The sequence below is a fragment of the Veillonella sp. CHU594 genome (genome assembly GCF_003992265.1).
Lineage (GTDB): Bacteria > Bacillota > Negativicutes > Veillonellales > Veillonellaceae > F0422.
Genome location: NZ_RQVB01000003.1, coordinates 161,341 through 185,459, shown reverse-complemented (window position 1 = coordinate 185,459; position 24,119 = coordinate 161,341). Strand labels below are relative to the sequence as shown.

At 38.7% G+C, this 24,119-nt stretch carries 44 protein-coding genes; 38 read left to right on the top strand and 6 right to left on the bottom strand.

What is annotated here, in order from left to right:
- The first annotated feature begins 15 nt into the window (after positions 1–15).
- The 5 genes from mutS to EO111_RS02710 are packed head-to-tail and all read left to right on the top strand — an operon-like array spanning position 16 to position 7,607.
- Complete coding sequence (gene mutS, locus EO111_RS02730; protein ID WP_126940330.1) at positions 16–2,616, top strand: DNA mismatch repair protein MutS; 2,601 nt, start codon at positions 16–18, stop codon at positions 2,614–2,616.
- Entirely contained in the window at positions 2,616–4,634 is a 2,019-nt protein-coding gene (gene mutL / locus EO111_RS02725) for a DNA mismatch repair endonuclease MutL (protein ID WP_126940329.1), read from the top strand. The genes mutS and mutL overlap by 1 nt, the downstream gene beginning before the upstream one ends.
- Before the next feature lies 1 nt (position 4,635).
- Positions 4,636–5,415 carry a class I SAM-dependent methyltransferase gene (locus EO111_RS02720; RefSeq protein ID WP_126940328.1) on the top strand — a complete coding sequence of 260 codons (780 nt, stop codon included), beginning with the start codon at positions 4,636–4,638 and terminating at the stop codon, positions 5,413–5,415.
- Between the two features lies 1 nt (position 5,416).
- Positions 5,417–6,364: a tRNA (adenosine(37)-N6)-dimethylallyltransferase MiaA gene (gene miaA, locus EO111_RS02715; protein WP_126940327.1), complete on the top strand. Its 948-nt coding sequence runs from the start codon at positions 5,417–5,419 to the stop codon at positions 6,362–6,364.
- Position 6,365: 1 nt separating this feature from the next.
- Positions 6,366–7,607, top strand: a complete 1,242-nt coding sequence (locus EO111_RS02710) for a methionine gamma-lyase family protein (RefSeq protein WP_126940326.1) — start codon at positions 6,366–6,368, stop codon at positions 7,605–7,607.
- Positions 7,608–7,953: 346 nt separating this feature from the next.
- Here EO111_RS02710 and EO111_RS02705 read toward each other — a convergent pair whose 3' ends face one another.
- The 4 genes from EO111_RS02705 to EO111_RS02690 all read right to left on the bottom strand — a co-directional run bounded on the left by EO111_RS02705 (position 7,954) and on the right by EO111_RS02690 (position 10,093).
- Positions 7,954–8,544 carry a site-specific integrase gene (locus EO111_RS02705; RefSeq protein ID WP_164727595.1) on the bottom strand — a complete coding sequence of 197 codons (591 nt, stop codon included), beginning with the start codon at positions 8,542–8,544 and terminating at the stop codon, positions 7,954–7,956.
- Positions 8,535–9,011: an Arm DNA-binding domain-containing protein gene (locus EO111_RS02700; protein ID WP_164727594.1), complete on the bottom strand. Its 477-nt coding sequence runs from the start codon at positions 9,009–9,011 to the stop codon at positions 8,535–8,537. Before EO111_RS02700 ends, EO111_RS02705 begins: the two co-directional genes overlap by 10 nt.
- Before the next feature lie 111 nt (positions 9,012–9,122).
- The gene (locus EO111_RS08445; protein ID WP_371413121.1) at positions 9,123–9,476 is read right to left on the bottom strand and encodes an ImmA/IrrE family metallo-endopeptidase; all 354 of its coding nucleotides are present in this window, start codon (positions 9,474–9,476) and stop codon (positions 9,123–9,125) included.
- 224 nt (positions 9,477–9,700) lie between these two features.
- Positions 9,701–10,093: a TIR domain-containing protein gene (locus EO111_RS02690; protein WP_206168933.1), complete on the bottom strand. Its 393-nt coding sequence runs from the start codon at positions 10,091–10,093 to the stop codon at positions 9,701–9,703.
- 28 nt (positions 10,094–10,121) lie between these two features.
- Between EO111_RS02690 and EO111_RS02685 the strand changes: the two genes are divergently transcribed.
- The gene (locus EO111_RS02685) at positions 10,122–10,337 is read left to right on the top strand and encodes a hypothetical protein (RefSeq protein ID WP_127010571.1); all 216 of its coding nucleotides are present in this window, start codon (positions 10,122–10,124) and stop codon (positions 10,335–10,337) included.
- Here EO111_RS02685 and EO111_RS02680 read toward each other — a convergent pair.
- Both EO111_RS02680 and EO111_RS02675 read right to left on the bottom strand, forming a co-directional pair.
- Positions 10,321–10,758, bottom strand: coding sequence for a DUF4231 domain-containing protein (locus EO111_RS02680; RefSeq protein WP_127010569.1), 438 nt, complete (start codon positions 10,756–10,758; stop codon positions 10,321–10,323). The two genes, EO111_RS02685 and EO111_RS02680, sit on opposite strands and share 17 nt — an antisense overlap.
- Position 10,759: 1 nt before the next feature.
- Entirely contained in the window at positions 10,760–11,191 is a 432-nt protein-coding gene (locus EO111_RS02675) for a helix-turn-helix domain-containing protein (RefSeq protein ID WP_164727593.1), read from the bottom strand.
- Between the two features lie 167 nt (positions 11,192–11,358).
- Here EO111_RS02675 and EO111_RS02670 point away from each other — a divergent pair, with 167 nt between their 5' ends.
- From EO111_RS02670 to EO111_RS08285, 32 genes are all read left to right on the top strand, one after another.
- On the top strand, positions 11,359–11,562 hold the full coding sequence (locus EO111_RS02670) for a helix-turn-helix transcriptional regulator (RefSeq protein WP_127010566.1): 204 nt from the start codon (positions 11,359–11,361) through the stop codon (positions 11,560–11,562).
- Positions 11,563–11,606: 44 nt separating this feature from the next.
- Positions 11,607–11,816, top strand: a complete 210-nt coding sequence (locus EO111_RS02665; protein ID WP_127010564.1) for a hypothetical protein — start codon at positions 11,607–11,609, stop codon at positions 11,814–11,816.
- Positions 11,817–11,830: 14 nt separating this feature from the next.
- Positions 11,831–12,061 (top strand): hypothetical protein, encoded by a 231-nt coding sequence (locus EO111_RS02660; RefSeq protein ID WP_127010562.1) that lies wholly within the window; start codon positions 11,831–11,833, stop codon positions 12,059–12,061.
- A 17-nt stretch (positions 12,062–12,078) separates the two neighbouring features.
- The gene (locus EO111_RS02655; RefSeq protein WP_127010560.1) at positions 12,079–12,333 is read left to right on the top strand and encodes a hypothetical protein; all 255 of its coding nucleotides are present in this window, start codon (positions 12,079–12,081) and stop codon (positions 12,331–12,333) included.
- A gap of 1 nt (position 12,334) precedes the next feature.
- On the top strand, positions 12,335–12,538 hold the full coding sequence (locus EO111_RS02650) for a hypothetical protein (protein WP_127010558.1): 204 nt from the start codon (positions 12,335–12,337) through the stop codon (positions 12,536–12,538).
- Positions 12,539–12,549: 11 nt separating this feature from the next.
- On the top strand, positions 12,550–12,762 hold the full coding sequence (locus EO111_RS02645) for a hypothetical protein (protein WP_127010556.1): 213 nt from the start codon (positions 12,550–12,552) through the stop codon (positions 12,760–12,762).
- A gap of 11 nt (positions 12,763–12,773) precedes the next feature.
- Positions 12,774–13,109 carry a hypothetical protein gene (locus tag EO111_RS02640; RefSeq protein WP_127010555.1) on the top strand — a complete coding sequence of 112 codons (336 nt, stop codon included), beginning with the start codon at positions 12,774–12,776 and terminating at the stop codon, positions 13,107–13,109.
- Positions 13,102–13,416: a helix-turn-helix domain-containing protein gene (locus tag EO111_RS02635; RefSeq protein ID WP_127010553.1), complete on the top strand. Its 315-nt coding sequence runs from the start codon at positions 13,102–13,104 to the stop codon at positions 13,414–13,416. Before EO111_RS02640 ends, EO111_RS02635 begins: the two co-directional genes overlap by 8 nt.
- Before the next feature lie 295 nt (positions 13,417–13,711).
- Positions 13,712–14,005 carry a LysM domain-containing protein gene (locus tag EO111_RS02630; RefSeq protein ID WP_164727592.1) on the top strand — a complete coding sequence of 98 codons (294 nt, stop codon included), beginning with the start codon at positions 13,712–13,714 and terminating at the stop codon, positions 14,003–14,005.
- Between the two features lie 190 nt (positions 14,006–14,195).
- A complete protein-coding gene (locus EO111_RS08295) occupies positions 14,196–14,360 on the top strand; it encodes a hypothetical protein (protein WP_164727591.1) in 165 nt (54 codons plus the stop codon).
- Positions 14,361–14,467: 107 nt separating this feature from the next.
- A complete protein-coding gene (locus EO111_RS02625; protein WP_127010549.1) occupies positions 14,468–14,980 on the top strand; it encodes a siphovirus Gp157 family protein in 513 nt (170 codons plus the stop codon).
- Positions 14,981–15,622: an ERF family protein gene (locus tag EO111_RS02620; RefSeq protein ID WP_127010547.1), complete on the top strand. Its 642-nt coding sequence runs from the start codon at positions 14,981–14,983 to the stop codon at positions 15,620–15,622.
- A complete protein-coding gene (locus EO111_RS02615) occupies positions 15,606–16,163 on the top strand; it encodes a hypothetical protein (RefSeq protein ID WP_127010545.1) in 558 nt (185 codons plus the stop codon). Before EO111_RS02620 ends, EO111_RS02615 begins: the two co-directional genes overlap by 17 nt.
- Positions 16,141–16,389, top strand: a complete 249-nt coding sequence (locus EO111_RS02610) for an HNH endonuclease (RefSeq protein WP_127010543.1) — start codon at positions 16,141–16,143, stop codon at positions 16,387–16,389. The genes EO111_RS02615 and EO111_RS02610 overlap by 23 nt, the downstream gene beginning before the upstream one ends.
- Entirely contained in the window at positions 16,386–16,619 is a 234-nt protein-coding gene (locus EO111_RS02605; RefSeq protein ID WP_127010541.1) for a hypothetical protein, read from the top strand. Before EO111_RS02610 ends, EO111_RS02605 begins: the two co-directional genes overlap by 4 nt.
- Positions 16,620–16,632: 13 nt before the next feature.
- Entirely contained in the window at positions 16,633–17,352 is a 720-nt protein-coding gene (locus EO111_RS02600) for a helix-turn-helix domain-containing protein (protein WP_127010539.1), read from the top strand.
- Positions 17,353–17,386: 34 nt separating this feature from the next.
- Positions 17,387–18,166: an ATP-binding protein gene (locus EO111_RS02595; RefSeq protein WP_164727590.1), complete on the top strand. Its 780-nt coding sequence runs from the start codon at positions 17,387–17,389 to the stop codon at positions 18,164–18,166.
- Positions 18,166–18,651: a DUF3310 domain-containing protein gene (locus EO111_RS02590; protein WP_127010535.1), complete on the top strand. Its 486-nt coding sequence runs from the start codon at positions 18,166–18,168 to the stop codon at positions 18,649–18,651. Before EO111_RS02595 ends, EO111_RS02590 begins: the two co-directional genes overlap by 1 nt.
- Positions 18,652–18,674: 23 nt before the next feature.
- Positions 18,675–19,007 carry a hypothetical protein gene (locus EO111_RS02585; RefSeq protein WP_127010533.1) on the top strand — a complete coding sequence of 111 codons (333 nt, stop codon included), beginning with the start codon at positions 18,675–18,677 and terminating at the stop codon, positions 19,005–19,007.
- Positions 19,008–19,039: 32 nt separating this feature from the next.
- Positions 19,040–19,819: a site-specific DNA-methyltransferase gene (locus tag EO111_RS02580; protein ID WP_127010531.1), complete on the top strand. Its 780-nt coding sequence runs from the start codon at positions 19,040–19,042 to the stop codon at positions 19,817–19,819.
- Between the two features lie 11 nt (positions 19,820–19,830).
- A complete protein-coding gene (locus EO111_RS02575) occupies positions 19,831–20,040 on the top strand; it encodes a hypothetical protein (protein WP_127010529.1) in 210 nt (69 codons plus the stop codon).
- Positions 20,041–20,046: 6 nt separating this feature from the next.
- Positions 20,047–20,484 carry a hypothetical protein gene (locus tag EO111_RS02570; protein ID WP_127010527.1) on the top strand — a complete coding sequence of 146 codons (438 nt, stop codon included), beginning with the start codon at positions 20,047–20,049 and terminating at the stop codon, positions 20,482–20,484.
- Between the two features lie 4 nt (positions 20,485–20,488).
- Positions 20,489–20,671: a hypothetical protein gene (locus EO111_RS02565; protein ID WP_127010525.1), complete on the top strand. Its 183-nt coding sequence runs from the start codon at positions 20,489–20,491 to the stop codon at positions 20,669–20,671.
- Positions 20,672–20,675: 4 nt separating this feature from the next.
- Entirely contained in the window at positions 20,676–20,861 is a 186-nt protein-coding gene (locus tag EO111_RS02560; protein WP_127010523.1) for a hypothetical protein, read from the top strand.
- A 12-nt stretch (positions 20,862–20,873) separates the two neighbouring features.
- Positions 20,874–21,287 carry a hypothetical protein gene (locus tag EO111_RS02555; RefSeq protein WP_127010521.1) on the top strand — a complete coding sequence of 138 codons (414 nt, stop codon included), beginning with the start codon at positions 20,874–20,876 and terminating at the stop codon, positions 21,285–21,287.
- A gap of 10 nt (positions 21,288–21,297) precedes the next feature.
- Positions 21,298–21,726 carry a dUTP diphosphatase gene (gene dut / locus EO111_RS02550; RefSeq protein ID WP_164727589.1) on the top strand — a complete coding sequence of 143 codons (429 nt, stop codon included), beginning with the start codon at positions 21,298–21,300 and terminating at the stop codon, positions 21,724–21,726.
- 2 nt (positions 21,727–21,728) lie between these two features.
- Positions 21,729–21,935 carry a hypothetical protein gene (locus EO111_RS02545; protein ID WP_127010517.1) on the top strand — a complete coding sequence of 69 codons (207 nt, stop codon included), beginning with the start codon at positions 21,729–21,731 and terminating at the stop codon, positions 21,933–21,935.
- Positions 21,936–22,017: 82 nt separating this feature from the next.
- A complete protein-coding gene (locus EO111_RS02540) occupies positions 22,018–22,380 on the top strand; it encodes a DUF5651 domain-containing protein (RefSeq protein ID WP_127010515.1) in 363 nt (120 codons plus the stop codon).
- On the top strand, positions 22,377–22,757 hold the full coding sequence (locus EO111_RS08290; protein ID WP_164727588.1) for a hypothetical protein: 381 nt from the start codon (positions 22,377–22,379) through the stop codon (positions 22,755–22,757). Before EO111_RS02540 ends, EO111_RS08290 begins: the two co-directional genes overlap by 4 nt.
- A complete protein-coding gene (locus tag EO111_RS02530) occupies positions 22,750–23,139 on the top strand; it encodes a single-stranded DNA-binding protein (RefSeq protein ID WP_127010512.1) in 390 nt (129 codons plus the stop codon). Before EO111_RS08290 ends, EO111_RS02530 begins: the two co-directional genes overlap by 8 nt.
- Before the next feature lie 82 nt (positions 23,140–23,221).
- Positions 23,222–23,692 carry a hypothetical protein gene (locus tag EO111_RS02525; protein WP_127010510.1) on the top strand — a complete coding sequence of 157 codons (471 nt, stop codon included), beginning with the start codon at positions 23,222–23,224 and terminating at the stop codon, positions 23,690–23,692.
- Positions 23,693–23,897: 205 nt separating this feature from the next.
- Positions 23,898–24,053 carry a hypothetical protein gene (locus tag EO111_RS08285; RefSeq protein WP_164727587.1) on the top strand — a complete coding sequence of 52 codons (156 nt, stop codon included), beginning with the start codon at positions 23,898–23,900 and terminating at the stop codon, positions 24,051–24,053.
- The last annotated feature ends 66 nt before the right edge of the window (positions 24,054–24,119 follow it).

Sequence of the window (24,119 nt, the reverse complement as noted above, 5' to 3'; positions counted from 1 at the left end):
AAAGGAGTTAGCAGGATGGGCAAGAAACAAACGCCTATGATGGAGCAGTATTTTAGTATTAAAGCTCGCTATGAAAAGGAACTATTATTTTTTCGGTTAGGTGACTTTTATGAGCTTTTTTACGACGATGCTATCACCGCATCACGAGAATTGAATATTACCTTAACAGGTCGCAATGCGGGTGAAGAAGATAAAGCTCCTATGTGTGGCGTTCCTTTCCATTCTGCAGAATCCTATATTGAAAAACTCATCAGTAAAGGCTACAAAGTAGCCATTTGTGAACAAGTAGAAGATCCTAAAGAGGCAAAGGGAATCGTAAAACGTGATGTGATCCGGGTTATCACACCAGGTACAGTACTCAGTGAAAACGGTACAAAAGATGGGGAAAATAATTTCTTAGCCTTGACCTATGAAACAGGGGGGCAGCGCATTGTGTTGTTCACAGATATCACTACTGGTGAAGTGATTTGGGAACGTATGGATAGTTCTAGTGAAAGTTCTTTATTTGATGCTTTCACTATGTACCAACCAAAAGAGCTTATCCTAGCTGATAGTAGTGAATTACCTACTAGTATCCAAGATTTTTTGACACGTCAAATGTCAGGCATAGCCTTATCTCCGTTCACGCCTGCAGAAACTATGGATAGTATTCGTCTAAAAGGTCGTGAACATTTTTCTGATGCTGGCTTGCTAGAAGAAGATGTATTAGAAGCCTTAGGTTATGTCATTCTCTATTTACAAGATATTATTAAAACAGATACGTCTCACATTAATTATGTGCACCAACTATCTGTTGGAGACCGCATGATATTGGACACATCTTGTTTGCGCCATTTGGAGATTACAAGAAATGTTCGAGATGGATCTAAAAAAGGTACGCTCCTAGATGTACTAGATAAAACATTAACCCCTATGGGGGCTCGCATGTTGAAACAGTGGATTGAACATCCTTTAATGGATATCCATCGCATCGTGCGCCGTCAAATGGGCATAGGTGAATCTATTGATAATCCAACCATGCGCAGTCAACTGCGTTCTTTACTGACATCAGTTTATGATTTTGAACGCATTCTAAGCCGTGTAGAAACGGGGAGTGTATCTCCTAGAGATTTTGCCTCCTTGCGAGAATCTTTGCGGGTCTTACCGATGATTCAAGAGGTAATACAACATTGTACCTCTAATATTCTTCAAGACTGTCATAGTATGATTCACACCCATAATGACCTATGTGACCTATTAACACGTGCTATCGTGGATCAGCCGTCGTTGGCGTTGAAAGATGGTCATGTTATCCGTGATGGATACAGTGCAGAATTAGATGAATTGCGTTCTTTGGCTACCAATAGTCAAGAGTGGCTACATCGCTTAGAAGAAGAGGCGAAACAGGCTACAGGGATTCGCCTAAAAACAGGATACAATAAAGTATTCGGATACTATTTTGAAGTATCCCAAGGGCAAGTGGGTCTCGTACCAGATTATTTCATTCGTAAGCAAACCTTAACCAATGCAGAGCGCTATATTACGCCAGAGCTAAAAGAGTTTGAAATAAAAATGCTCAATGCAAAAGAACAGATTCAAAAGTTGGAATATTCTTTGTACCAAGACTTGCGTTTGATTGCTAAAGCACATATTAAAGAGATTCAAGAAACGGCTCGTGGCATTGCACAGTTAGACGTGATTTTGAGCTTAGGGGAAGTGGCCTTTACTAATAAATATGTATGTCCTACTATTGTTACAAATGGGGCGATTTCCATCAAAGATGGTCGCCATCCAGTGATTGAAACCTTGCTGAAACAGGAATTGTTCATTCCTAATGATGTGGTGTTGAACCATTCCGAAGAGGAGTTTATCCTCATAACAGGTCCTAACATGGCAGGTAAATCTACCTATATGCGTCAAGTGGCTTTGCTCATGATTATGGCGCAAATTGGCTCATTTATTCCTGCTAGAGAAGCCACCATTGCTCCTGTGGACAGAATTTTTACCCGCGTCGGTGCCAGCGATGATATTTCCACAGGCCAAAGTACTTTCATGGTGGAAATGAAAGAAGTATCCTATATCCTAGAACATGCAACGTGCAACAGTCTAGTCATCCTCGATGAAATAGGCCGTGGTACGTCTACCTTTGATGGCCTTAGCATTGCCCGTGCCGTGGTAGAGCACATTTGTGAAACCATTCACTGTAAAAGTTTGTTCGCTACTCACTATCACGAATTGATTGAACTGGAAGACCAATATAGTAAACTGAAAAACTATACGGTGGCCGTTAAAGATAAAGGCAATGATGTGCTATTTTTGCGCCGCATTGTAAAAGGTGGAGCAGACCGCAGTTATGGTATCCATGTGGCTAAATTAGCAGGTCTTCCTAAGGCTGTTCTAGATCGAGCTAACACAATTCTATCTCATTTGGAAGATGGAAAAGTGGTATCGGAAGCAGTGCCTAAGAAAAAAGAAAAACAAAGTGTTATAGGCCCTCTATTCGGGAGTGGTGATTTATTTACACAACCTGTTCTGGATCAGTTATTAAAGCTAGACATAATGAGTATGACACCCATAGAGGCTATCAGTGAATTATATCGTTTACAGGAAGAGGCGAAACAAGGAGGTGGCAAGTAATGCCAACCATTCATGTCCTAGATGAAACGACTATTAATCAGATAGCAGCTGGCGAAGTGGTAGAACGCCCTGCCTCTGTTATCAAAGAGTTAGTAGAAAATGCTATCGATGCAGGGGCTACTTCCATTGAAGTAGAAATTGCAGAAGGTGGCATCGAATACATGCGTATCACCGACAATGGGTGCGGTATGTCCGAAGTAGATGCACGGCTAGCCGTATTGCGTCACGCTACTAGTAAAATTCGCAGTGCCGACGATTTATACGATATTGCCTCTTTAGGTTTTCGTGGTGAAGCGATTGCCAGCATTGCCTCTGTATCTAAGTTTACCTTACGGACCCGTCAGGAAACGGATACTATGGGCACACGGATTTATATCGAAGGTGGTCATATGGTAGATTGCGATCCATGTGGCACATCGGTGGGCACCTCCATTGAGGTGAAAGATTTATTTTATAACACCCCAGCTCGTAGAAAGTTTTTAAAATCTACTCGTACAGAAGCGAATAAGATTCAAGATATGATTGGCAAACTGGCACTGAGCCACACCCATATTGCTTTCAAATGTATTGTTGATACACGAGTTACCATCATGACACCAGGGAATCATAAGATGGTGGATACTATCGCCGCTCTCTATGGATTTAAAGTTAGTGAAGATGTATTTCCCATTGCTTATGAGACGGAAGGTATTTATGTGGAAGGTGTGGTCAGTAAGCCAACAGTACTAAAAAGTAGCCGTCAATGGCAGACGACCATCGTAAACCAACGTGTTATTTCCGACAAAGCTATCTACAAGGCTATCGATACGGCGTACCATGCCCTATTACCGAAGGGTGGCTATCCCTTGGTAGTGTTACAAATTGTAGTACCTCCAAGGACCGTAGATATCAATGTACATCCACGAAAAAGTGAAGTGAAATTCTCTGACGATAAGCCGGTTTTTAAAGCAGTGTATAACAGTATTTTACAAGCCTTAGAACATCCGACTCATCACAGGACTAGCCAGCAAGAAGAAACCATTGCTACAGCTATCGACTACGATAAAGTATTCACTGGGCGTTCCCAAGGATTTACAGTGATGCGTGAAAAAACAGAGGCTCTCGTGGATACGATTCGTCAAAAGGGATATACAGCGCCACAGCGCACTGTGTATGAGCAAGCTAACTTTAACGAAACCCTAGATGTGAATGAAAACTTTGTGCCTAAAAGTTATACCCAAGAGGATAAAGATCGGTTCAGAGCTATCCGTGAATCACGGCCTAATTTAGTACCAAGTTCTGTAGAGCCATATATAAACCATACTGGAAATGAATCCGTATCGAGATATTTAAGTGCAACACAAGGTCTAGCAGGTGATTCTAATACTGGGGATGCTCTTGGTATAGATAGTTCCTATGATGCTGATCATAGTAATTCATATAATACTAATGCTAGTAAAACAGTAGCTAATCATGGATTACTTCCTATGGGCCAAGTAGCCTCTTGCTATATTTTGGCAAAAAAAGGCGATGATTTATACATTATCGACCAACATGCAGCGCACGAACGTGTGCGGTATGACAAACTATGCAAATCATCCGAGTCCATTCCTATGCAGGAATTATTAATGCCTATGCACATGGATGTTAGCGAGGAAGAATTAACATTGGCGGAAGAGCAAAGAGATACATTGTTAGACTTAGGATTCCAAGTAGACCAAGGAGGACCTACTTCCTTACGCATTGATGGTCATCCTGTGGATATTATTGAAAGCAAAGTTCCAGAGATTTTACAATACGTATTTTCCTACATGCATGATCATCAAAGTCCAAGTGCGGCACAATTACGTCATGAAATGTTGGCCTATGCTTCCTGTCGTGGCGCCATTAAAGCAGGGCATAATCTAAACTTGGTACAAATTGATGCTTTACTACAAGACCTGTTCAGCACGGAAAAGCCCTATGTGTGTCCTCATGGACGACCTACGATCATTAAATTTACACCAGACGAATTAGGAAAATTATTTTTACGGAGTTAATATGTATCTTATTAGCACAAGTTCAAAGACAAATGCATATCTCATTGAACAGGCTAAGAAGCTAAGTCAACTCCTGCAAATGCCCTATGTGCCACGAAAGCATCAGTCCATTGAAGAATTGCTAGATACAAATCACTGCAGTGGTGCCTTGGTAGTGACCAAGGAAGGTCCTTCTTTTGTAACAAAAGAGGGAATACCTCATCAATTTCATCTATCTATGGCACATTTGCGCTTGTTAGAAATTGACCGTGGACATGCAGACCATCTGCTACGAGCTATTGGTTATGAAACGGTCACATCTGTTTTAGATTGTACCGCTGGATTAGGTTCAGATAGTGCTGTTATCAGCTATGGTTGTCCACAGTTAACACGTCATACGGCTATTGAAGGACATCCTATCTTGGGGTATATCACCAATTATGGATTTCGACACTTTCAGCATAAAAATCCAAGTGTAACAGAGGCGTTGCGCCGTATTCAATTGGTCATTTGTAGTTATCAGGAGTATTTACAACAGATAGAATCTAATCGGTATGATGTTATCTATTTGGATCCTATGTTTGAAAATCCTGTTTATGAAAGTCCTCAATTTCTGCAGTGGCGTGGGCATTTGCTAGAATCTAAAGTAACTCCAGAGATTGTAGAACTTGCTTTAGAGAAATCGAAACGTTTGGTCATTAAAGAACGCAAAGGCAGTCGTCTATTCAAAGATATTCCGCCCATAGAAATGGTGGGTGGTAAATATAGTTCCATTTCTTATGGTATCTATGAAAGGAGGTAAGATGAACCAGTTAATCACTATTTTGGGTCCTACCGCAGTAGGGAAAACAGCCCTTACCTTGCGGATGGCGGAAACCTTACAATCTCCCGTACTATCTGGAGATGCTTACCAAATCTATAAAGGGTTGACCATTGGTACTGCCAAACCTACCCTTGAAGAATTGAACAGAGTGCCTCATTATTTCATCGATACCCATGAGCCTAATGACTCGTACAGTGTGGCAGAGTTCAATGCACAAGCTAACACTGTCATAGATGCTGTTAACAAAAAGGGGAAGATTCCCATCTTATCCGGTGGGACAGGGCTGTATGTGCAATCCTTACTAGAAGGATATGACTTTTTAGATGTCCCTCGCAATGAAAGTTTACGCCTTGAATTAGATAATATTTTTGACACCTCTGGATTAGAAGGTTTACAAGCCTATGCCAATGAATTGGCTGAAAAAGAAGGGGTGACGTTACCATTCCAAGATAAACATCGCCTATACCGTGCGATCGAGTGTGTCTTAGCTGGTGAGGGACATGCCTTATTAACGCCATCAAAAGAAGGATTAGTCTTTCATGGTCCTGTCATCGGCTTAGAACGGTCCAGGGAAGAACTATACGAACGGATTAACCTTCGAGTAGAGTATATGGTTCGAGATGGCTTATTCGAGGAAGTAGAACACCTATTGGAATCTGGCGTGAAACCAGATTCGCAGGCGTTCAAAGGCATTGGATATAAAGAGATTATTCCTTACTTTCACGGGGAATATTCAAAAGAACGGGCTATTGAATTAGTCCAACAACATACACGACAATTTGCAAAGCGGCAAATTACGTGGTATAAAAGGATGCCATATATTCAGTGGATTTCTATCACTCCGAATCGCAGTGAAGAAAGCATTTATGAGGAAGCTATGGAACTGGTTCAAGCTAGTTTTGAGTTTTCTATACATAGAAAGGAATAGAATGACTGTAGAAGAAATCCGTCAACAGGCTCTTGAGTTAGCTGAAAAAGAGTTCAAAAAATTTGAGCCTGTGGCGTTATATAATACAAAAAAAGTACTGGAAGCATTTAAAGAGTGTCAACTTTCAGATTATCATTTTAATGGCACCAGTGGCTATGGTTACAATGATGTGGGGCGTGAGAAACTAGACGAAGTATTTGCTCACGTATTTAAAGGAGAGCGTGCCATCGTGCGTCCTCATTTCGTGTCCGGTACTCATGCATTAGCCACAACCTTGCAAGCCATCTTGGGCAATGGATCGAAAGGGAAAGAGTTCGTCTATGCCGTAGGACAACCATACGATACGATGCAATCCGTCATTGGTGCATCACGCCATGTGCCAGGATCATTAACAGAGCAAGGTTTCATCTATAAAGAAGTTCCTTTGGTGAATAATACCTACGATTTAGAGGGCATTCGCCAAGCTGTTACAAAAGACACTCGAGTAGTGGTCATCCAACGGTCTAGAGGGTATAGCACACGAGAACCTTTATCTGTAGAAGACATTGGTATCATTGTGAAAGCTGTAAAAGAAGTAAATCCTGCAACTATAACCTTTGTGGATAATTGTTATGGTGAATTTACAGAAACTAGAGAGCCTCTAGAAGTAGGAGCCGATATTATGGCAGGCTCTCTCATTAAAAATGCTGGTGGCGGTATTGCGCCTACCGGTGGCTACGTGGTAGGTCGAGATGACCTAGTGGAACAAGTGGGGTATCAGTTAACAGCTCCAGGCTTAGGAGACCATATGGGATCCTACGCACCGGGATATCGCTTATTCTTCCAAGGACTATTCTTAGCACCACATGTAGTATTACAAGCTTTAAAAGGGGCGGTCTATACAGCAGCGGTGGGAACCTTATTGGGATATGAAGTATTTCCAAAAGTCGATGCACCACGCTTTGACTTAATCCAAGCTATCAATCTACATGGACCAGAAGAAATGGAATACTTCTGCCGTGGCATGCAAGCCTATAGCCCTGTAGATGCCCATGTTCACCCCATCCCAGGAGATATGCCTGGCTACGAAGATAAAATCATCATGGCAGGTGGAACCTTTGTACAAGGATCCTCCATCGAACTCAGCGCAGATGGACCAGTGCGACCACCGTATACCATCTTTATGCAAGGCGGACTCGTATTTGAACACTCCATGCTAGGTATCTTGGGGGCTGCTGAAGAGATATTAAAACATAGAGGGTAGAATATTTACTTTCTATATGATTAGTAGAAGTCTTTACTACATAGTGATACTTTTGATATAATATTTAAAAGAACTTCTCGAGGTAGAAAATTTGTGGCCTCTACACAACTAGAAATAGGATTGAGATGTGGGGTAAGCGACACCCACCGAGAAGTATCAAAACCACCTGCATAAGTAGGTGGTTTTTTATTATGAGAAACGGATAATTAAGCCAATTATGGGTTTAAATTATTGTCATTATCCCCTAAAATACGGTATAATATAGTGAAATGTCAGATAGTGAAAGAAACCGTATTCTTATGCGGTTCTTTTTTTATTCGTCAGAGAAACGGCAAAAAAAATAAAATTAGCCGAAAATTCTTTGAATATCTGAGCGAGCATTATCTCTCATTTCATCCGAATAATGTATATATGTATTTATGATTGTAGTTACAGTATCACCTAATAATGTGGCTACTGTTTTAATGTCAACACCATTTGCCAATAAAGTGGTGGCGTATGTGTGCCTAAAATCATGTGGACTGTGACCGCTAATATAATAGGCGATATGAGTTTGTAAAGTGGATGGTGAACGAATTGGTATAATTCTATCTGTAGTCACAGTAGCTTTACATTCTTTTAATAACTCTAATAATTGGTTCGGAATTGGAATGATCCTAGTACTATTTTTAGTTTTTAGCTCCCCAAAACCGTAATTTCGTTTTTGAGACAATAGCACCCATTGCTTATTGATGGAAATCGAGGATTGTTCGAAATCTATATCTTCCCATGTTAAGCCTAGCAGTTCACCTATACGCATTCCTGTATATTGTAAAATTTTGACGGCTAAGCAATAAATGGATGTGGGATCCACGCAGGAATAATAGGACGATAATTCCGCAGGTGTAATAATTTTAAGTTTTTTACGCACTGGAGTTTTTTTTATTGTTAAAGACACAGGATTTTTTGAAACAAGATTATATTGCGTAATTGCGTGTGTAAACATCGCTTTAAGTTGTCCGAATACATAATATGCTTAGTGCTATCAGATAATGTGCTTTCACGAGCCACAGAACGCACCATTTGAGGTGTTATATCTTTCATCTTGATGTAATGGAGTTTGTGCAGATGTTTTATTGAGTTTTGATAGGCTAGTATTGTATTAGGTCGCAACGAATCTTTCACATCGTCAAAGTACAAACGAGTAAACTCAATGAACGTCATATTGGCCAATTCTTCATTATTAGTAAGCAGTAAATTCTCTTTGATGTCTTTCACAATCACATCGCCGTAGTCTTTCGCCTGTCGTTTGGTGGCGAAACCCTGCTTGCTTTTTTGACGCCATTTGCCGTAGCGGTCTTTGTAGCTAACGATAACCTGCCACCCTTTATCTTTTTGACGTGTTGATATAGAATAACTAGCCATGATTGCTCCTTTCAGTGGGTATTGCAGTAAATGCAAATACCATGTATTGGAAATATTCCAATAGTTGAATTTATGAAACATATGTTCTTTATAGTGGTAAAAAATAAAAGCCTACTGGCTGAAAGTCTTTAGATCCGTAAACTCTAACGGTACTCCATATTCAGTTGCAAGGGCGGTACTGGTGAGACATTCACAGAAGTTGATACACTCATCGGGTATTAGTAATTCTACTGCAAATGTATTTGCCTCACGTTCTATCCTATCCACGTTGGTATGGGTGTAATGGTGTAGATAAGGGGTATTGCGGTTAGGGTGTAGGAATATATGCCCTAATTCGTGGGCGACTATAAATGGCACATGGTGATCTGGTGTAGATGAATTGACGCAAATACACCGTATGCGGTTACTGTAAATGCAATAACCGCCTATGTTACCTAACTCACAATATAAAATTTGAATATCCATCTCTCTAGCTAGTCGGATAGGGTCACGAGTACCGTATCTCTTGACTAGCTTTTTTATTGTATCTTTAATCAAACGACATCTTCCTTAAAGTTTTAATGTGTAGATTCTAAACCCGTCGATTTCGATGGGTTTAAAAGGGGTCGATTTCGCCCCCTTTAAAAAGCCCATTTTGTTGAGGTCAACAAATTCGTAAGAATGGGCTATTTTCGGCACATCTTTAGTTGTTATTGTGTACATCGATAAATAGCTGACAGCAACGATTGGCTATTCCAATTAATTATTTCATGGGCTACATTTTGCAAATTCGTAGGCATATTGGTATTTCCACGAGGTTTAATGGCAATAATTTTCTTGCCCATTCTTACAGCTTCATCAATTTCGTGTTGAATCCAATAACTGTGATTAGTGTACATACCAGCAATGATAATTACTACACTTGCATGACGTATTTGTTCTGTAAGTTGTTCTTTCAATTTTTTTGTGTTGTTTGCGTCTAGTGGGTCATGTTCTGGTACACTATAGTTGTGGTATACTAAATATGATGCATCTAACCAAATTTTAATAGTATAGTAATCTTTGCTATACTTCCATGCATGGCTAATAAAAATATTAATCATGTAAATTCCTTTCATCGGAGGTGAATATATGAAAAAGAAGTTTGTTAAAAAGCCAGTAGTAATTGAGGCGTATCAAACAGATAAGGAAATGGTTATTCAAACATTAGAGGGACCAATGCAAGCTAGTGTTGGGGATTGGATTATTACAGGAATCCGAGGGGAAGAATACCCATGTAAGCCTGATGTGTTCGATAGAACGTATGAGGAAGTTCCACAAGATACAGAACTTACTGCTTACATTTAGAACCGCTATTGATGTTAGCCCAATTTATATTTTCATGGGAAATAATCGATTCGCAACGTTCAACTAACAGAATAAACTTATCTTCATCTGATAGATTTTTATATACACCTGCTTTATATAAGTAGGTGTATTTTTCATTTTTCAGTAGTTCAGCTGTTTTTCTGTACTCGATCCAATTCTCATGAAAGTTATGTAATCCATGTAAAGCTACAATCACAACGAGAATAGAGGATAGAAATATTGTAAGGATACGCAAACAGTCATATTGTCCACTATAGTAGGTAGCAATCGTGATACAACACCCAATGCTTAATTCTATCCATTTATACCTATTGAAATATTTCTTGTTTATAGAGCTTTTTTTGCTGTACCATGCAATTTGGTCGTTTAGCCGTTCATTGATATATGCAGAAGTATCCATATTATCCCTTATACTTGTTAGGTGTGAATTTTTCTTTCGCTTTCAATTTAGTAATCCGCAGTGCAGATTCTAAAGACGCACGGAGCAATTCCCTAGTTTCATCGTCCATCTCACCATCGCCGTTGTAGAAAGCAAGACCCGTTTCAGAATCCAAATCATTCATAAGCAGTTCGAGCCGTTTTTGGATGTCCCTTTCATCACGTTCGGACAGAGTAGGCTTGAATGCAGGGGAGGTAGTACCGTTAATTAGGTAGTCCGTGGATACGTTGAAAAACTTAGCTATTGCAGAAGTCATTTCTTGATTGGGCTCACGAGTGTTATTCTCCCAAGTTGATATTGTTTTATTTGATACATTTAATATTTCTCCTAATTCAAGACCAGTTAAGCCTTTACTTAATCGGAGTGCTTTCAATCTAGCACCGAATGAACTCATGGCGACCTCCATACAATAATAATTGATATAGATAATTTACCATAATGTAGAATAAAAAATAAAACTACAATTTGTAGAAATAATGCTTGACGTTCTACGAAATGTAGTTTATAATAAGCACATAAGATAAATCTACAAAAGGTAGAATCAAAGAAAGGAGTGATTCAATGAAATTAAAAAGGCTTGCGAAGTTGCGAATGCAAGCAGGGCTAACTCAAACAGAGTTCGCAGAAAAACTAGGGTTATCCATTCAAACTTATAACCATAAAGAAAATGGAATACGGAAGTTTACTCCAGCAGAGATGAATAAAGTATATAAAGTTTTGAAAAGAAGTAACCCAAAATTGAACATGCAGGATATATTTTTTTAATCAAAAAATCTACATAAAGCAGACTGATAATAAGGAGCAGAAATATGGAATTAATTAATCTAACAAAAAAACAAAATGAACAATTGAAAGCCTTACACATTAAGGCAATCGATGATGCACAAGCATATTTAAAAAGCTATGTAATTACAAGAAGTCGCAAAGATTCTGAATTGGTTGAATGTGAATTGGCAAAAGCTAAAGCATATTGGGAATTAGGAAATTTTGAAGAAGACCCACGTTATCGTGAGATGTAATAAGGAGCAGAAACATGACAAACATGGAAACCAAAAAAGCTATATACACAGAAGAGTTTTACAACACATTAAATTTACTGATTAATGCAGAAGATTTTGAAACATTTAGTTGTAAAAGCACTCATATCTCATTTGTATTACAAGTGTTGAGAGAAGTTTACAGTAAAAATGAGTGGGATGGATTTTATGAAAAGGCAATAGATGGGATGGCACAAGCTGCAAGAAGATTGATTCATGGAGCGTAAAAATTAGGAGCAGAAATATGAAAGTAGGAGACCACAGCAAATGGGAGGGGGTTAAACTCCCCCTACTAACAAAAGCACAGCGAAGAGTATTAAAAGAGCGACATAAATCGGCAGTAGATAATGCTGAAACTTGTTTTAGATTTTATATGGAAACAAAAGATGAATTTTATAAATCTTTATATACACTAGCAATGCTAGATGCCGAAATGAATTTTGAGGTAGGGCAATTCGAGCCTGATCCGAGATATGTGGAAATGAATAAGGAGGAATAACATGGCATTAACCAATCTTACAAAAGAACAAAATGAAGAATTAAGAGAAATGCATGTCGAGGCAATGGATGTTTTAGAAGAATTAAAAAAGGCGATTAAAATGGGTGATAAATTGGCAGACCAATTAGGCTTGATTGCTTTTGTCAGAGCTAAAGTATATTACGAATTGGGTGATTTTGAACGAGACTCAAGATTTCGTGAATAAGGAGTAGAAATATGATTGATTTAGAAAAAGTAAAACAAGAATATGATTACAATATGCATTATGCTGAAAAATGGTTAAAGCAATACAAAAAAACACATGATGAGGTTTATAAAACTGGATTTGAGTTAAACATGATGCAGGCAAAGTTATATATTAAATTTTATGGAATCGAACCCGACTCAAGATATTTAGAAATGCAAGAGGAATGGGAAACATTGAAATAAGGAGCAGAAATATGAACAACAAATTAGTCAAGTATGAAGAAAGAACTGTAGAACAAGGGTTTGCATTTCAAAAAGACTGGTGGGGAGAGTTCTCCCCTACTGGTGAACTGGTGATGGTGTATGCGTATCCATTTACACAAATCAATAATTGGGATTGGGGATATAAATGGAGTACTTGCCGAATTTTCTATCCATTTGATGGAAGTTTTGTTGGTGACATTCTTCATATTGACGATGTCCCTGATGAGGTGGCATGGCACTTTTGGGATGTGGCTGAGGAAGATATGTTAGCCAAAAAGGAAGAGATAGAAAAGTGGGCTGAATGGGAGGAGGAAGATGATGAGTGATAAGCGTACATACACAGCCGAGGAAGTTATGGACATGCTCCATTGCTCCAAAAGTACTTTGATGAATTACAAATATAGAGGGGTACTAGTACCAATCAAGGGTGTAAAACCTATGGTATACAGTGCCAAGAATGTACAAGCTTTCATTGATGGTGGTGAAGAGTTCACCCCTTGGGAATTTGAAAATTTAAAACGTGAGAACAATCGATTACGAGAAGAGAACCGCCGATTGAAAGCGAAGTTCTTCAAAGTTCAGAATGTTATCACGGTCGAGGCAGGTGATCTAATAGAACAACTTGCCTACTAACAACATAATATCAAATAAATGAGGTGGCAGAAATGAACGGAAGTGCAAGAAACCCACGCAGTGAATTTGAAAGTTCGCTACGAGGAATAATATTAACGCAAGACCAGTTCGCTGAAAGGCTATGCATTAGTAAGCGAGCGTTTCTGAAATATCTATATGGCGAGTTATATCCACCATGTGATGTAATCGCCAAGGCCATTGAAGAGTTCAACATTCATTCGATGGCAGTATATCACCTAACACATCAATGCCCTATCGCAAGGGTGTACTTAGAAAAGATAAAGGAGTTGATGAAGTGAAAAAGGCAAAAAAAAGAACCCATATCCGATGGGATAGGGTAATAGCAGTAGCTATGATTCCACTAGTTCTAGCATGCATATATTTTAAGGCAGTAGAAGAACCAATTGAATATTACGATACTACGGTGTTAGTACAAGAGGGTGACACCCTATGGGGTATTGCTAAAGACGCCGTAGGCGAGGAAGTAGATGTACGAGATGTAGTTCGCCACATGATTTTAAACAATAATTTAAAGGATGGGGTTATTCATCCAGGTATGACATTAAAAGTAAAGGCGGTGAAACATTGAAAGGAAAACACAAATATGTGGCCAACGTGATTGCCTGCGTTCCTTTGTTGGTCAAGGTGAGGGCAGACGATACAGAAGAGGCGATAGAAAAGATTAGGGCGAAAGTACATAAGAAATTAGATATGGAAATCGACAAAATAGCATTTCGGACTCTAGGCAAATTAGATTAGCAGCGAAAGGGGGTGAGTATATGAAACAGTGGTACGCAGTGGAGGGGTATGTCAAGATTCCGTTTAATATCGCAGTACGAGGTCGAAACCTTGAAGAAATCCAAGAGAACGCAATCGAGGAATTGACACGCAAATATGATTGTGATGCCGAAAATTGCAGAATCGACTATGTAACAGAGGAATAAAAAAAGACCCTCAAAACTGAGGGTCACCGCTCCGAAATAAGGAGCAGAAATATGAACAATTAAATTATACCACACTTTAAATTAAAGCACTAGGAGGAACAGACAGGATGAAGTTATACGAGTTAGCAGAAAATTACAAAGAAGTTGCCACAATGTTGGAGCAGGTCGAGATGGGTTCGGAAGATTGGCAAATGATCCAAGATACATTAGAGGCCATTGATGGTGAGTTCGACATCAAGGTGCAGAATATCTGTGCATTGGTAAAAGAATATAAGTATAACGTTGAGACCGTCAAGGCCGAAAAGAAACGGCTTGATGAGGTCGCACGAGGTTATGACAATAAGGCTCAATGGTTGGAATCATATTTACAAGAACAATTAGAGAAAACGGGCAACCTCAAAAGTACTATGTTATATGGTCCGCACAAGCTAACGTTTAGAAAAGGTGTATCTACAGAGGTAACAGATATGAATGCACTACCTATCGAGTTTATCAAAACTAAGGTAGAGGCAGATAAAACAGCCATCAAGAAAGCATTACAAGAGGGCATTGAAGTTACTGGAGCTAGATTAGTTGATACAACAAGTTTAAAGGTCACAATTGGAAAGGATGAGAAATAGATGGGAACAACAAGTATCTATAGTGCATTGAACTATATCCAATCAAATTTAAAAGCACCGAAAGGGCAATTCAATAGTTTTGGAAAGTACCACTACCGCAGTTGCGAGGATATTTTGGAGGGAGTTAAACCTCATTTAAAAGAAACCAATACGTGCCTTGTAATCAGTGATGAGATTGTGACAATCGGAGACCACAATTACATCAAGGCAACCGCCACGTTGTATGGTGCAGACGGTGGAGCGGTAGCCAATAGTGCATTTGCCAAAGAGCCGTTAGATAAAAAGGGAATGGATCCAAGCCAAATCACTGGTGCTACATCCTCTTATGCGAGGAAGTATGCGTTGAATGGATTATTCTGCATAGATGATACCAAGGACGCAGATACAGACGCATACACGGCTAATACAACGCAAACAAAAGTTAAAGCAAAAGCACCAGAGACAAATTCGATTAAAGAAAAAAGAATTAAGGAAGAATATTTTAATTCCATTAAACAGCAAATGGGAATAAAAGGAATTGACAACAAAACGATTGGTGAACAGATGATGAAGATGTTCGGAAAACAAAATTCCAAAACATTAAGCGAAGAAGAATTAAAAGCACTACTTAATTGGGCTACTAATTATGAAGTGGCAAGTTGATAGCTTGCAGATAGTCAAAACTCCAGTGGGTGCTATGTTGATGGTGCCCGCAGGGGTTGAGGTACTTAATCATATCCAACAAGATAAAAAGTATAACATAGAATTAAAGTTACACCGTGAAAGACGGTCACTGACTGCCAACAGTTATTGTTGGGTGTTATGCCAAAAGATAGCTGAGGAATTATCAAAACACGGTACATATACAAGCCGTGAGGACGTGTATAGGCAAGCAATCAAAGGTTGCCAAGCCTTTACACCTATGCCAATCAAGGCGGAGGCTGTAGAACGATTTACAGAGATATGGCAATCGAATGGTATAGGTTGGATCGTTGAGGATGTAGGAAACAGTAAATTAAACGGATACAAAGTAATACATGCCTATTATGGCAGTAGCACTTATGACACCAAGGAAATGGCAAGGCTCATTGATTGCTTAGTATCTGAGGCTACAGCATTAGGAATAGAAACAAAAACACAAGAGGAAGTGAACAGCCTATTAGAAGATTGGGAGGCGATGGATGAACAAAAGCAAGGCGGATGACAATAAATTATATCAGCGAACAAGGAAATGGGCGATAGAACGTGATGAGGGCTTATGCGTATTATGTAAAGCACCTGCAACAGAAGTACATCACATTCTATTTAGATCTAGAGGCGGTGACAGTCGCTTGTCTAATCTAGCATGCCTATGCAGAGAATGTCACAATATGGCACATGGTAGTTACCATGAAGAGGTTTATAAAACGTTAAAGGAGCGAATCAAATGAGACATGATAAACTAATAAAATTTATGGTTGCACAACGAATTAAGTTTTATGAAGAACGAAAACAATTCGGATATAGTTACAACGAAGAATTAAAAGAGTTGCATGCAGTACTGGACATGATTGATGGATTGGCGAGATTAGAGGAAGAGGACGATACGCAAGGCATTTCATTGCATCGACTCATGGAAATATTGTTGAACAGCAAAGACGACGAAGATATAGAAGAATAAACAGGGTGCATTTATGAATTATATGGCGGAACTTAATGCATTTGATGATTGGGTCGATGAAAACGAGAGTCTATCACCTACAGCACGTTTGCTTTACATTCAATTATTGCAAAGGTGCAACAAGGCTAGATGGGTTCAACCTTTTACAGTATCTTTATCACGCCTTGCATTCAAGACAGGCTTATCAATTTCAGGTGTTCAAAAAGCGAGAAATCAGTTGAAACAATATGGGTTGATTGATTGGAAATCAAGAAGTGGCCAACAATCTGCTGAGTATACAATTACATCACTTGTTGGTACTGAGTACCAACAAACGTACCAACAACAGGAACAACAACAGTACCAACAAGTGGAACAACAACCGTATCAACAACCGTACCACATAGAAAGACATAAGACTAAAGACATAAATACTACTTCTAACGAAGTAGTATGTGTGGAACAAATCGAAGATGATCCAAAACCAAAACGAAAATCTAAGGCGAAACCATTTGTCAAACCAACCATTGAAGAAATTAGAGCGTACATTGATGAAAAGGGTGTATCTGTAGACGCAGAAAAGTTCTACCATTTTTACGAATCTAAAGGGTGGATGGTTGGCAAGAACAAGATGAAGAGTTGGACATCTGCTATTCAAACATGGGCGAGAGGAAGTGACAAGAATAAACGTACAAGCACTGATGGAGAGACTAAACCTAAACAGGACAAATACGCTCACCTCTATTTACGATGAGATTGAATTGCGAGAGTATCTAATGCAGGACAAGGTGAAGTTAGTGGAGGGAGCGACTGAACGACCTCTATTTAATATTAGGGTGAGCCAGTATATCGAAAGTAAGCGAATGTGTAGTAAGTGTACTGGTGGCGAGGGTTGCCAAACTAAAGGAGTAATGACACGCATGCATGATGATGGTGAATTGTATGTGCTGAAATGTGGCTTATATGGTTCGTGGAGGAATCAGAAAAAGTTGGAAAAAGTCATGTTGCAGGCAAACATACCTAATGCTTATACGAATACGACCCTTGAAAACTACAGAAAATACACTAAAGAGAGCGAGATAGCACATGCCTATATGATTACGCTAGCTAATGATGAAAACACGCAAGGAGCGTATATTTTCGGTGCTAGTGGGTTAGGCAAAACACATCTTGCCATTGGGTTGCTAAAAAAAAGGATGGAGCGAGGGCGAACTGGCTTATTTGTGGTAGTGCCTGAACTTATGGAAAGTTTGCGAAGATGTCTACGTGAAAATGGTGATGATTTTGAAATACTGCAAGCACTCTATAATGTCGATTGCCTAATATTGGATGATCTAGGAGCAGAAAAGGCTACAGAGTGGGTAGCAGAACGATTATACCTTGTTATTAACCAACGATATTTAAATAATCGTATGACAATCATAACAAGTAATTGCACTCCGCAGGAGATGGAGGAACGATTGGGTCAGCAGGGTAAGCGGATTACATCAAGAGTGCTTGAGATGTGCAAAATTATTCCTTTAGTTGGCGAAGATTATAGAATTTTAAAAGCAGAAGGAGAACGGTAATGAACGATAATGTAAATAAACCTGAATATTACAACCGAGGAAAGATTGAGGTATGGGAGTTCATAGAAGATCAAGGGTTGGATTACCACACAGGGAATGCGGTCAAGTATATTGCGAGAGCAGGATTCAAAGATCCATCGAAAGAGGTTGAGGATTTGCAAAAGGCAATCGCATTCTTGGATCGGAAGATTAAAGTTTTGGAAGGTACAACCAATGTGAACACAAAAATTACAAATTTTCTAGACTTTACAGAAACGTTAACATCAAAGCAACGTGAATTTTTAGAAAATAAATTCAATGTATGTGTGGATATGTTAAGCGCAGCTATTGATAATTGTATAAGAGAAGAAACAATGCATGCGGAAAAAGAGTGCATTAAATGGTTCCATTCAATGTTGACATATTCAAGTTTGATAAAGTGCAAACCAGTCCAACAAAAGGTAACGGATTTATTTAAAGAATTGCAAGACATTGGTATTTTTTAGAAGTGATAGAAAGGAGCAGAAATATGGCGAAAAAACAAACATGCGTAGATTGTGGCAAACAATTCTTGCCGAAGTACAACCACATTGAACGGTGCGAGGAATGCGAGCGGATCCACCGCAAACAGAATTTGACGATTGGCCAAGTATTAATATTGCAAGGAATGGAGCAGAAAATCGAGGAACAGCGAGTGCGAGATGGCTATTACCCTTTTACACATACATGCGTAGTATGTGGGAAGAAGTTTGGAAATAATAGAAGTAATTCAACGACATGTAGTGATAGATGTAGGAGAAAGAATCGATATGCAAAAGCGGTGGCAAGGAAACAAGCACAGAGCATGCAGGCTCATGTGTAAGAAATTTGATAGCAAGTACTGGAGGCGAATCAGTGAATACAGAGCGTAAAATCAAGACAGAATTATATTGCGATAATTTTCAAAACTATAAACGGTATGGGATTCCAAAAGCACAATTAGTGATTGCAGACATTCCCTACAATTTAGGCAAGAATGCGTATGCTAGTAATCCAATGTGGTACAACGATGGGGACAACAAGAAAGGCGAAAGTAAATTAGCAGGCAAAGCATTCTTCAATACCGACCACAATTTCAATATTGCCGAGTACTTCCATTTCTGTAATCGGCTACTAAAGAAAGAGCCAAAAGAAAAGAAGAAAGCACCATGCATGATTGTATTTTGTAGCTTCCAACAGATGCCGATGATTATTGAATATGCTAAAAAACATGGATTTAAAAACTACATTCCGTTATTCTTCATCAAAAATTATTCATCGCAAGTGTTGAAGGCAAATATGCGACCAGTAGGGGCAACAGAATATGCCTTGATACTTTACCGAGATAAATTGCCGAAGTATAACAATAACGGGAAAATGCAATTTGATTGGATGGAATGGCGAAGAGATAAAAAGAAAGATGTGCCAAAAGTCCACCCTACACAGAAGCCTACAAATGTAATTAAACGATTGATTGAGTTATTTACGGACGAGGGTGATGTTGTGATAGATCCAGTCGCAGGAAGTGGGGTAACGCTCCGATGTGCTAGAGAATTAGGGCGTAGCAGTTATGGATTTGAAGTTTCCAAGGAATTTTACAACAAGGCAGTCAATGAGATGTTAGCTGTTAATGAGTGGCAAGAACCGTTGTTTTAAGGGGTAGAAATATGAGTAAAGAAATTGGATTTTATACACGAATAGATGGTCGATTTATAATCGAAATGAAAGACTGGATAGGAGAGGATTTTGAAGATGTAGAGCTAGTTTTACAAAAAGAAATTAATAAGGCGTTGAGGTTCATTAATGCAAATTTTGAATTTAATATAGCTATAGATGAAATAAATCATATTTTAAATTGTCCTTATAAAGCGGAGTAGGAAATAATGCGGAATGACATAGTAAAAGAACATGACCGAATCATTGGCGAATGTGTTACAGAATTAAATGACATGTTATACCACGTTCACGCATACATCCCTAGGGTGGTTAAGGAATTGGACATCGAAGAGGCGAAAGAGCAAGCAAAAGAAAATGATGAAGAAGAAAGACCACCAATCGTGTATTCAGATTTGGTGATTGAATCTATAACGGCTAATTTAGATCTAGCAAGCCAAATTATCTTTTATATTCAAAGTACAAAACATGCATGGAATAATAAGAAAACAGTACCACGGCTTACGGTCGTTGCTAGCTTGTTAACCTGCTGTATTGTGCAATTAGAAAAGAATGTAGATGCTAAAGAGTATGCAGTGGCATTTCTTATGCAGTTGAAGTATGTGCGTGAGATGGTGAGACATCTGATTAATGTGTTGTGGGGGTGATAATATGAAGATAATGATTACTATGCTATCACAATTGACAGTATTAAAGAGAAAAGTAGTATACGACTGTACAAAGAGGTGGGCATATTATTTAAAAAGTAAAACGGCTAAAAAACGAATTATCGGAGCAGACAAAGCGATAGATTTAGTAATAATGGGATTAATTAGAAAGAATAAAGGAAAGTGATGAGATGGATGGAATAGAACCGCTTAATCATTATAACGGTGATAAAGCACTATATTTAGCAAAAACAATCCATAGAATTTATGATTATGTAGATTTTTTCAAAGAACCAAAAGCAAGATGTGTTGGCATTGTTAAGGCGTACAAATTAATGGTTAAAGGATTTCAAAAGAATAATGCAAAGAAAATGTAAAGGAGTAGGAGTATGGAATATGGCAAAGAACTAAATATTAGTTACGATGCAATCGTGGAGTTACATAATAATGCTGAATTTTTGAAACGTGAAATGCAATACATCATGAACCATAGCCGTCATCATAAAAAGATTAAAGCACATGCGATGGTATTGCATTCTGTATGCGATACAATCGTTGCATTTACGATGTGTTGGTCAGAAAATGAGTGCAAATGGGATACATTTATTGTTGAATTGATGGGTTGCTGTTATCTATTCTTTGGGATTTATAATAGCATGAGATTGGGATTGTATGACGTATTCGACGCTTGTTATAACAGCAATGAATTGCGTGATGCATTCAATTGGATGGTTAAAGTTTTGAGCAAATCCACTGAACAGGTTATGTTGAAAGAACGAGACATATGGATTGATGGAAAATAAAGGAGAATACATGAAAATAAAGATTAAGAAAACACATCCAAATGGAAAGATTCCAACATATGCAACAGATGGATCTTGTGCATTCGATTTCTATAGTGCGGAAAATATGATGATTATAAACTCAGATGTGCATACAATCAATTTAGGCGTGGCAATGGAAGTGCCTCAAGGGCATGTATTGTTGTTATTCCCGCGTTCGAGCATTGGCATGAATACAGGATTCCGAATGGCTAATAGTGTTGGAGTTATTGACAGCGATTACCGAGGCACAATTCATGCCATGTATGAAAATATTATTGATGCACCTCAATACATCAAACAAGGAGACAGAATAGCACAAGGAATTATCGTACCGATTCCAAAAGTGGAATTTGAAGAAGTAGAAGAGTTATCAACCACTGAACGTGGCGAGGGTGGATTTGGTAGCACTGGAGTATAGACGTGACAGAATATGAAGTAGAAGAACTGAAAGCAGAAGTTTTAGACTTAATTATGACGATGGCATATTGGCCAGGCAATAACGATGAAAAGTTTTGGGATATACAATGTAATACGTGGCCACTGCTTAAACAGTTGAAGCCTGTGCTCAATGAGGATGAGTATGAAAAGTTATATAAAATGTACGAGCAGGCGATTATGTGGGGGTGAATAGGTGAAACGAAGATATTTAAATAGTAGGAACAAGCAAAACGTATTATTGCTAGCATGTATGAACCAAGAATCAAAGAACATGATAGAATCATTCAACCTAACAGGGGAATGGAAACGTAAGGCAAATACGATTGCCACGTTTGCAGAAAAGCTGATGTACCATGTAATTGAACATCTTGACGAAGAGCAACGAAAACAGTTAACACGGTTAGTAAACCATTATGAAGTTAAGACAGTACAGACATCTGCTTACACAAAGAAAGAGGAAGAGGAAAGCGACGAGTACTTAAACACATTCGCAGAATATGCCATAGGTGGTGCATGTACTAATTGTGAAAGAGAGGATTACAAAAAATGTGATCTAAGGACAGCACTCATACATGCAGGAATGCCAGTATTTGATGAGTGTTCAGAGTGTTGCCCGTATAAGGTGCAGACATGAAGAATGCACTACGGATAGAGTGCGACTTCGTATATCTGAATGAGTACATAAACAAGGAACGGCAGAATAAGTATGTGGCTGCTAAAATCAAGGATGATTTGACAAACCAAGTAATGTATCAATGTTTGCAAAGCAGATGGATCAGACCGAAAGGCAAGGTAGATATGCTATTCAAGTGGCATGTAAAAGGTCGACATGATAGCGATAACATAGCCTTTGCAAAGAAATTCGTATTAGATGGCATGGTTAAAGCGGGTGTATTAGAAAACGATAATCCGAAATGTGTTAGGCATTTGGCAGATTATATTTACAGAGATTTACATAAGTCAGAAATTGACTGGGTAGAAGTAATATGGGAGGAAGTAGACGATGAATAGTGTTCAATTAATGGGAAATTTAGCGAAAGATGTTGAGTTAAGATATACGCAGACTGGTAAGCCAGTAGCCACATTCACTGTAGCTGCGACAAATGTTTACAAGGATCCGAACGGCGATGCGAAAGAATTTACAGCCTTTGTGAATTGTGTGGCGTGGGGCAAGAATGGCGAATATATGAGCCAATTCATGAAAGGGCAAAAGGTATTTGTACAAGGACGACTACAAACACGCTCCTATGAGGCACAGGATGGCACAAAACGATATGTAACAGAAGTCGTTGCAGATTTCTGTACAGGATATGCAAGCCAACCACAGCAACAGGGGCAAGGTAATTTTGATATGATGGCCAATACTGAACCACGAGAGGAATTGCCGTTTTAATAATTAGGGATGTAGTAAGACAAAACCACCCTATCAAGTGATGGGGTGGTATTCGTGCGTGTTATGGTAAAGGAGACAGATATTGATTAGCAAGAAAGAGCAAAGAGCATGGTCAAAAGAACGATTGAGTAAATTAACCAAAATTAGAGAAGAAGGCAAATGGGCGAGTTTCCAAATTGAAAAGTTAAAACGAGAGATGGGGCCAAGAGAATTGAATGGATCTAGCCTAAGCGGAGAGGGTGGCGGAGGATACCAAGCACCGACAATGGAGCAGTTAACCAAGCTACAGGAATTATACGACCAACTGGAGGAATACAAGGAGCGGTCAATTAAATTAGAATTAGAAACATTAAGGATTATTGACAAAATTGATGATGGAATATTAAGGGTGATATTAAAACGAGTATACATCAGTGGCCAACGGTTGAGAAATATGTATAAGAGTATAACACCGTCATATGAAACGGTTAAGCAGTGGCACTCCGAGGCGTTGGTTCAATTTTATGTAAAATCTCATGAAATTTCCCCCACAAATACACCTAAATACACCTAAATACACCTAAAGACTGTGATATAATATAAAATGTGATAAGTGGGAAATCGGAGCTCATTTAACACTTCCTCTAATAACATACAAAAGCAAAAGTAGCATTATCCATTAGCTGGGATAGTGCTATTTTTGTACCTTTTTTCTATTATTTATCTTTACGTTTTAATCATAAAGTGTTATAATATAAGTATAGAAAGGAGGTGAAGATGTGAAAGAGTTTTATGATTCATTATTTGAAATAGTTTCATTCCTTGCCAATATGATTGCAGTACTAACTGGAGCATATCAAGGGTATAAGAAATTAAAGCAAATTTTGAAAAATAAAAAACCCTCTAAAAGGAATCAACGGCGAAAACGTAAATAACCTATAGAGGGTATACAGAGGGGGATCAATCCCCCAATGTATCTCAATTGTATCACGTCAAACAGG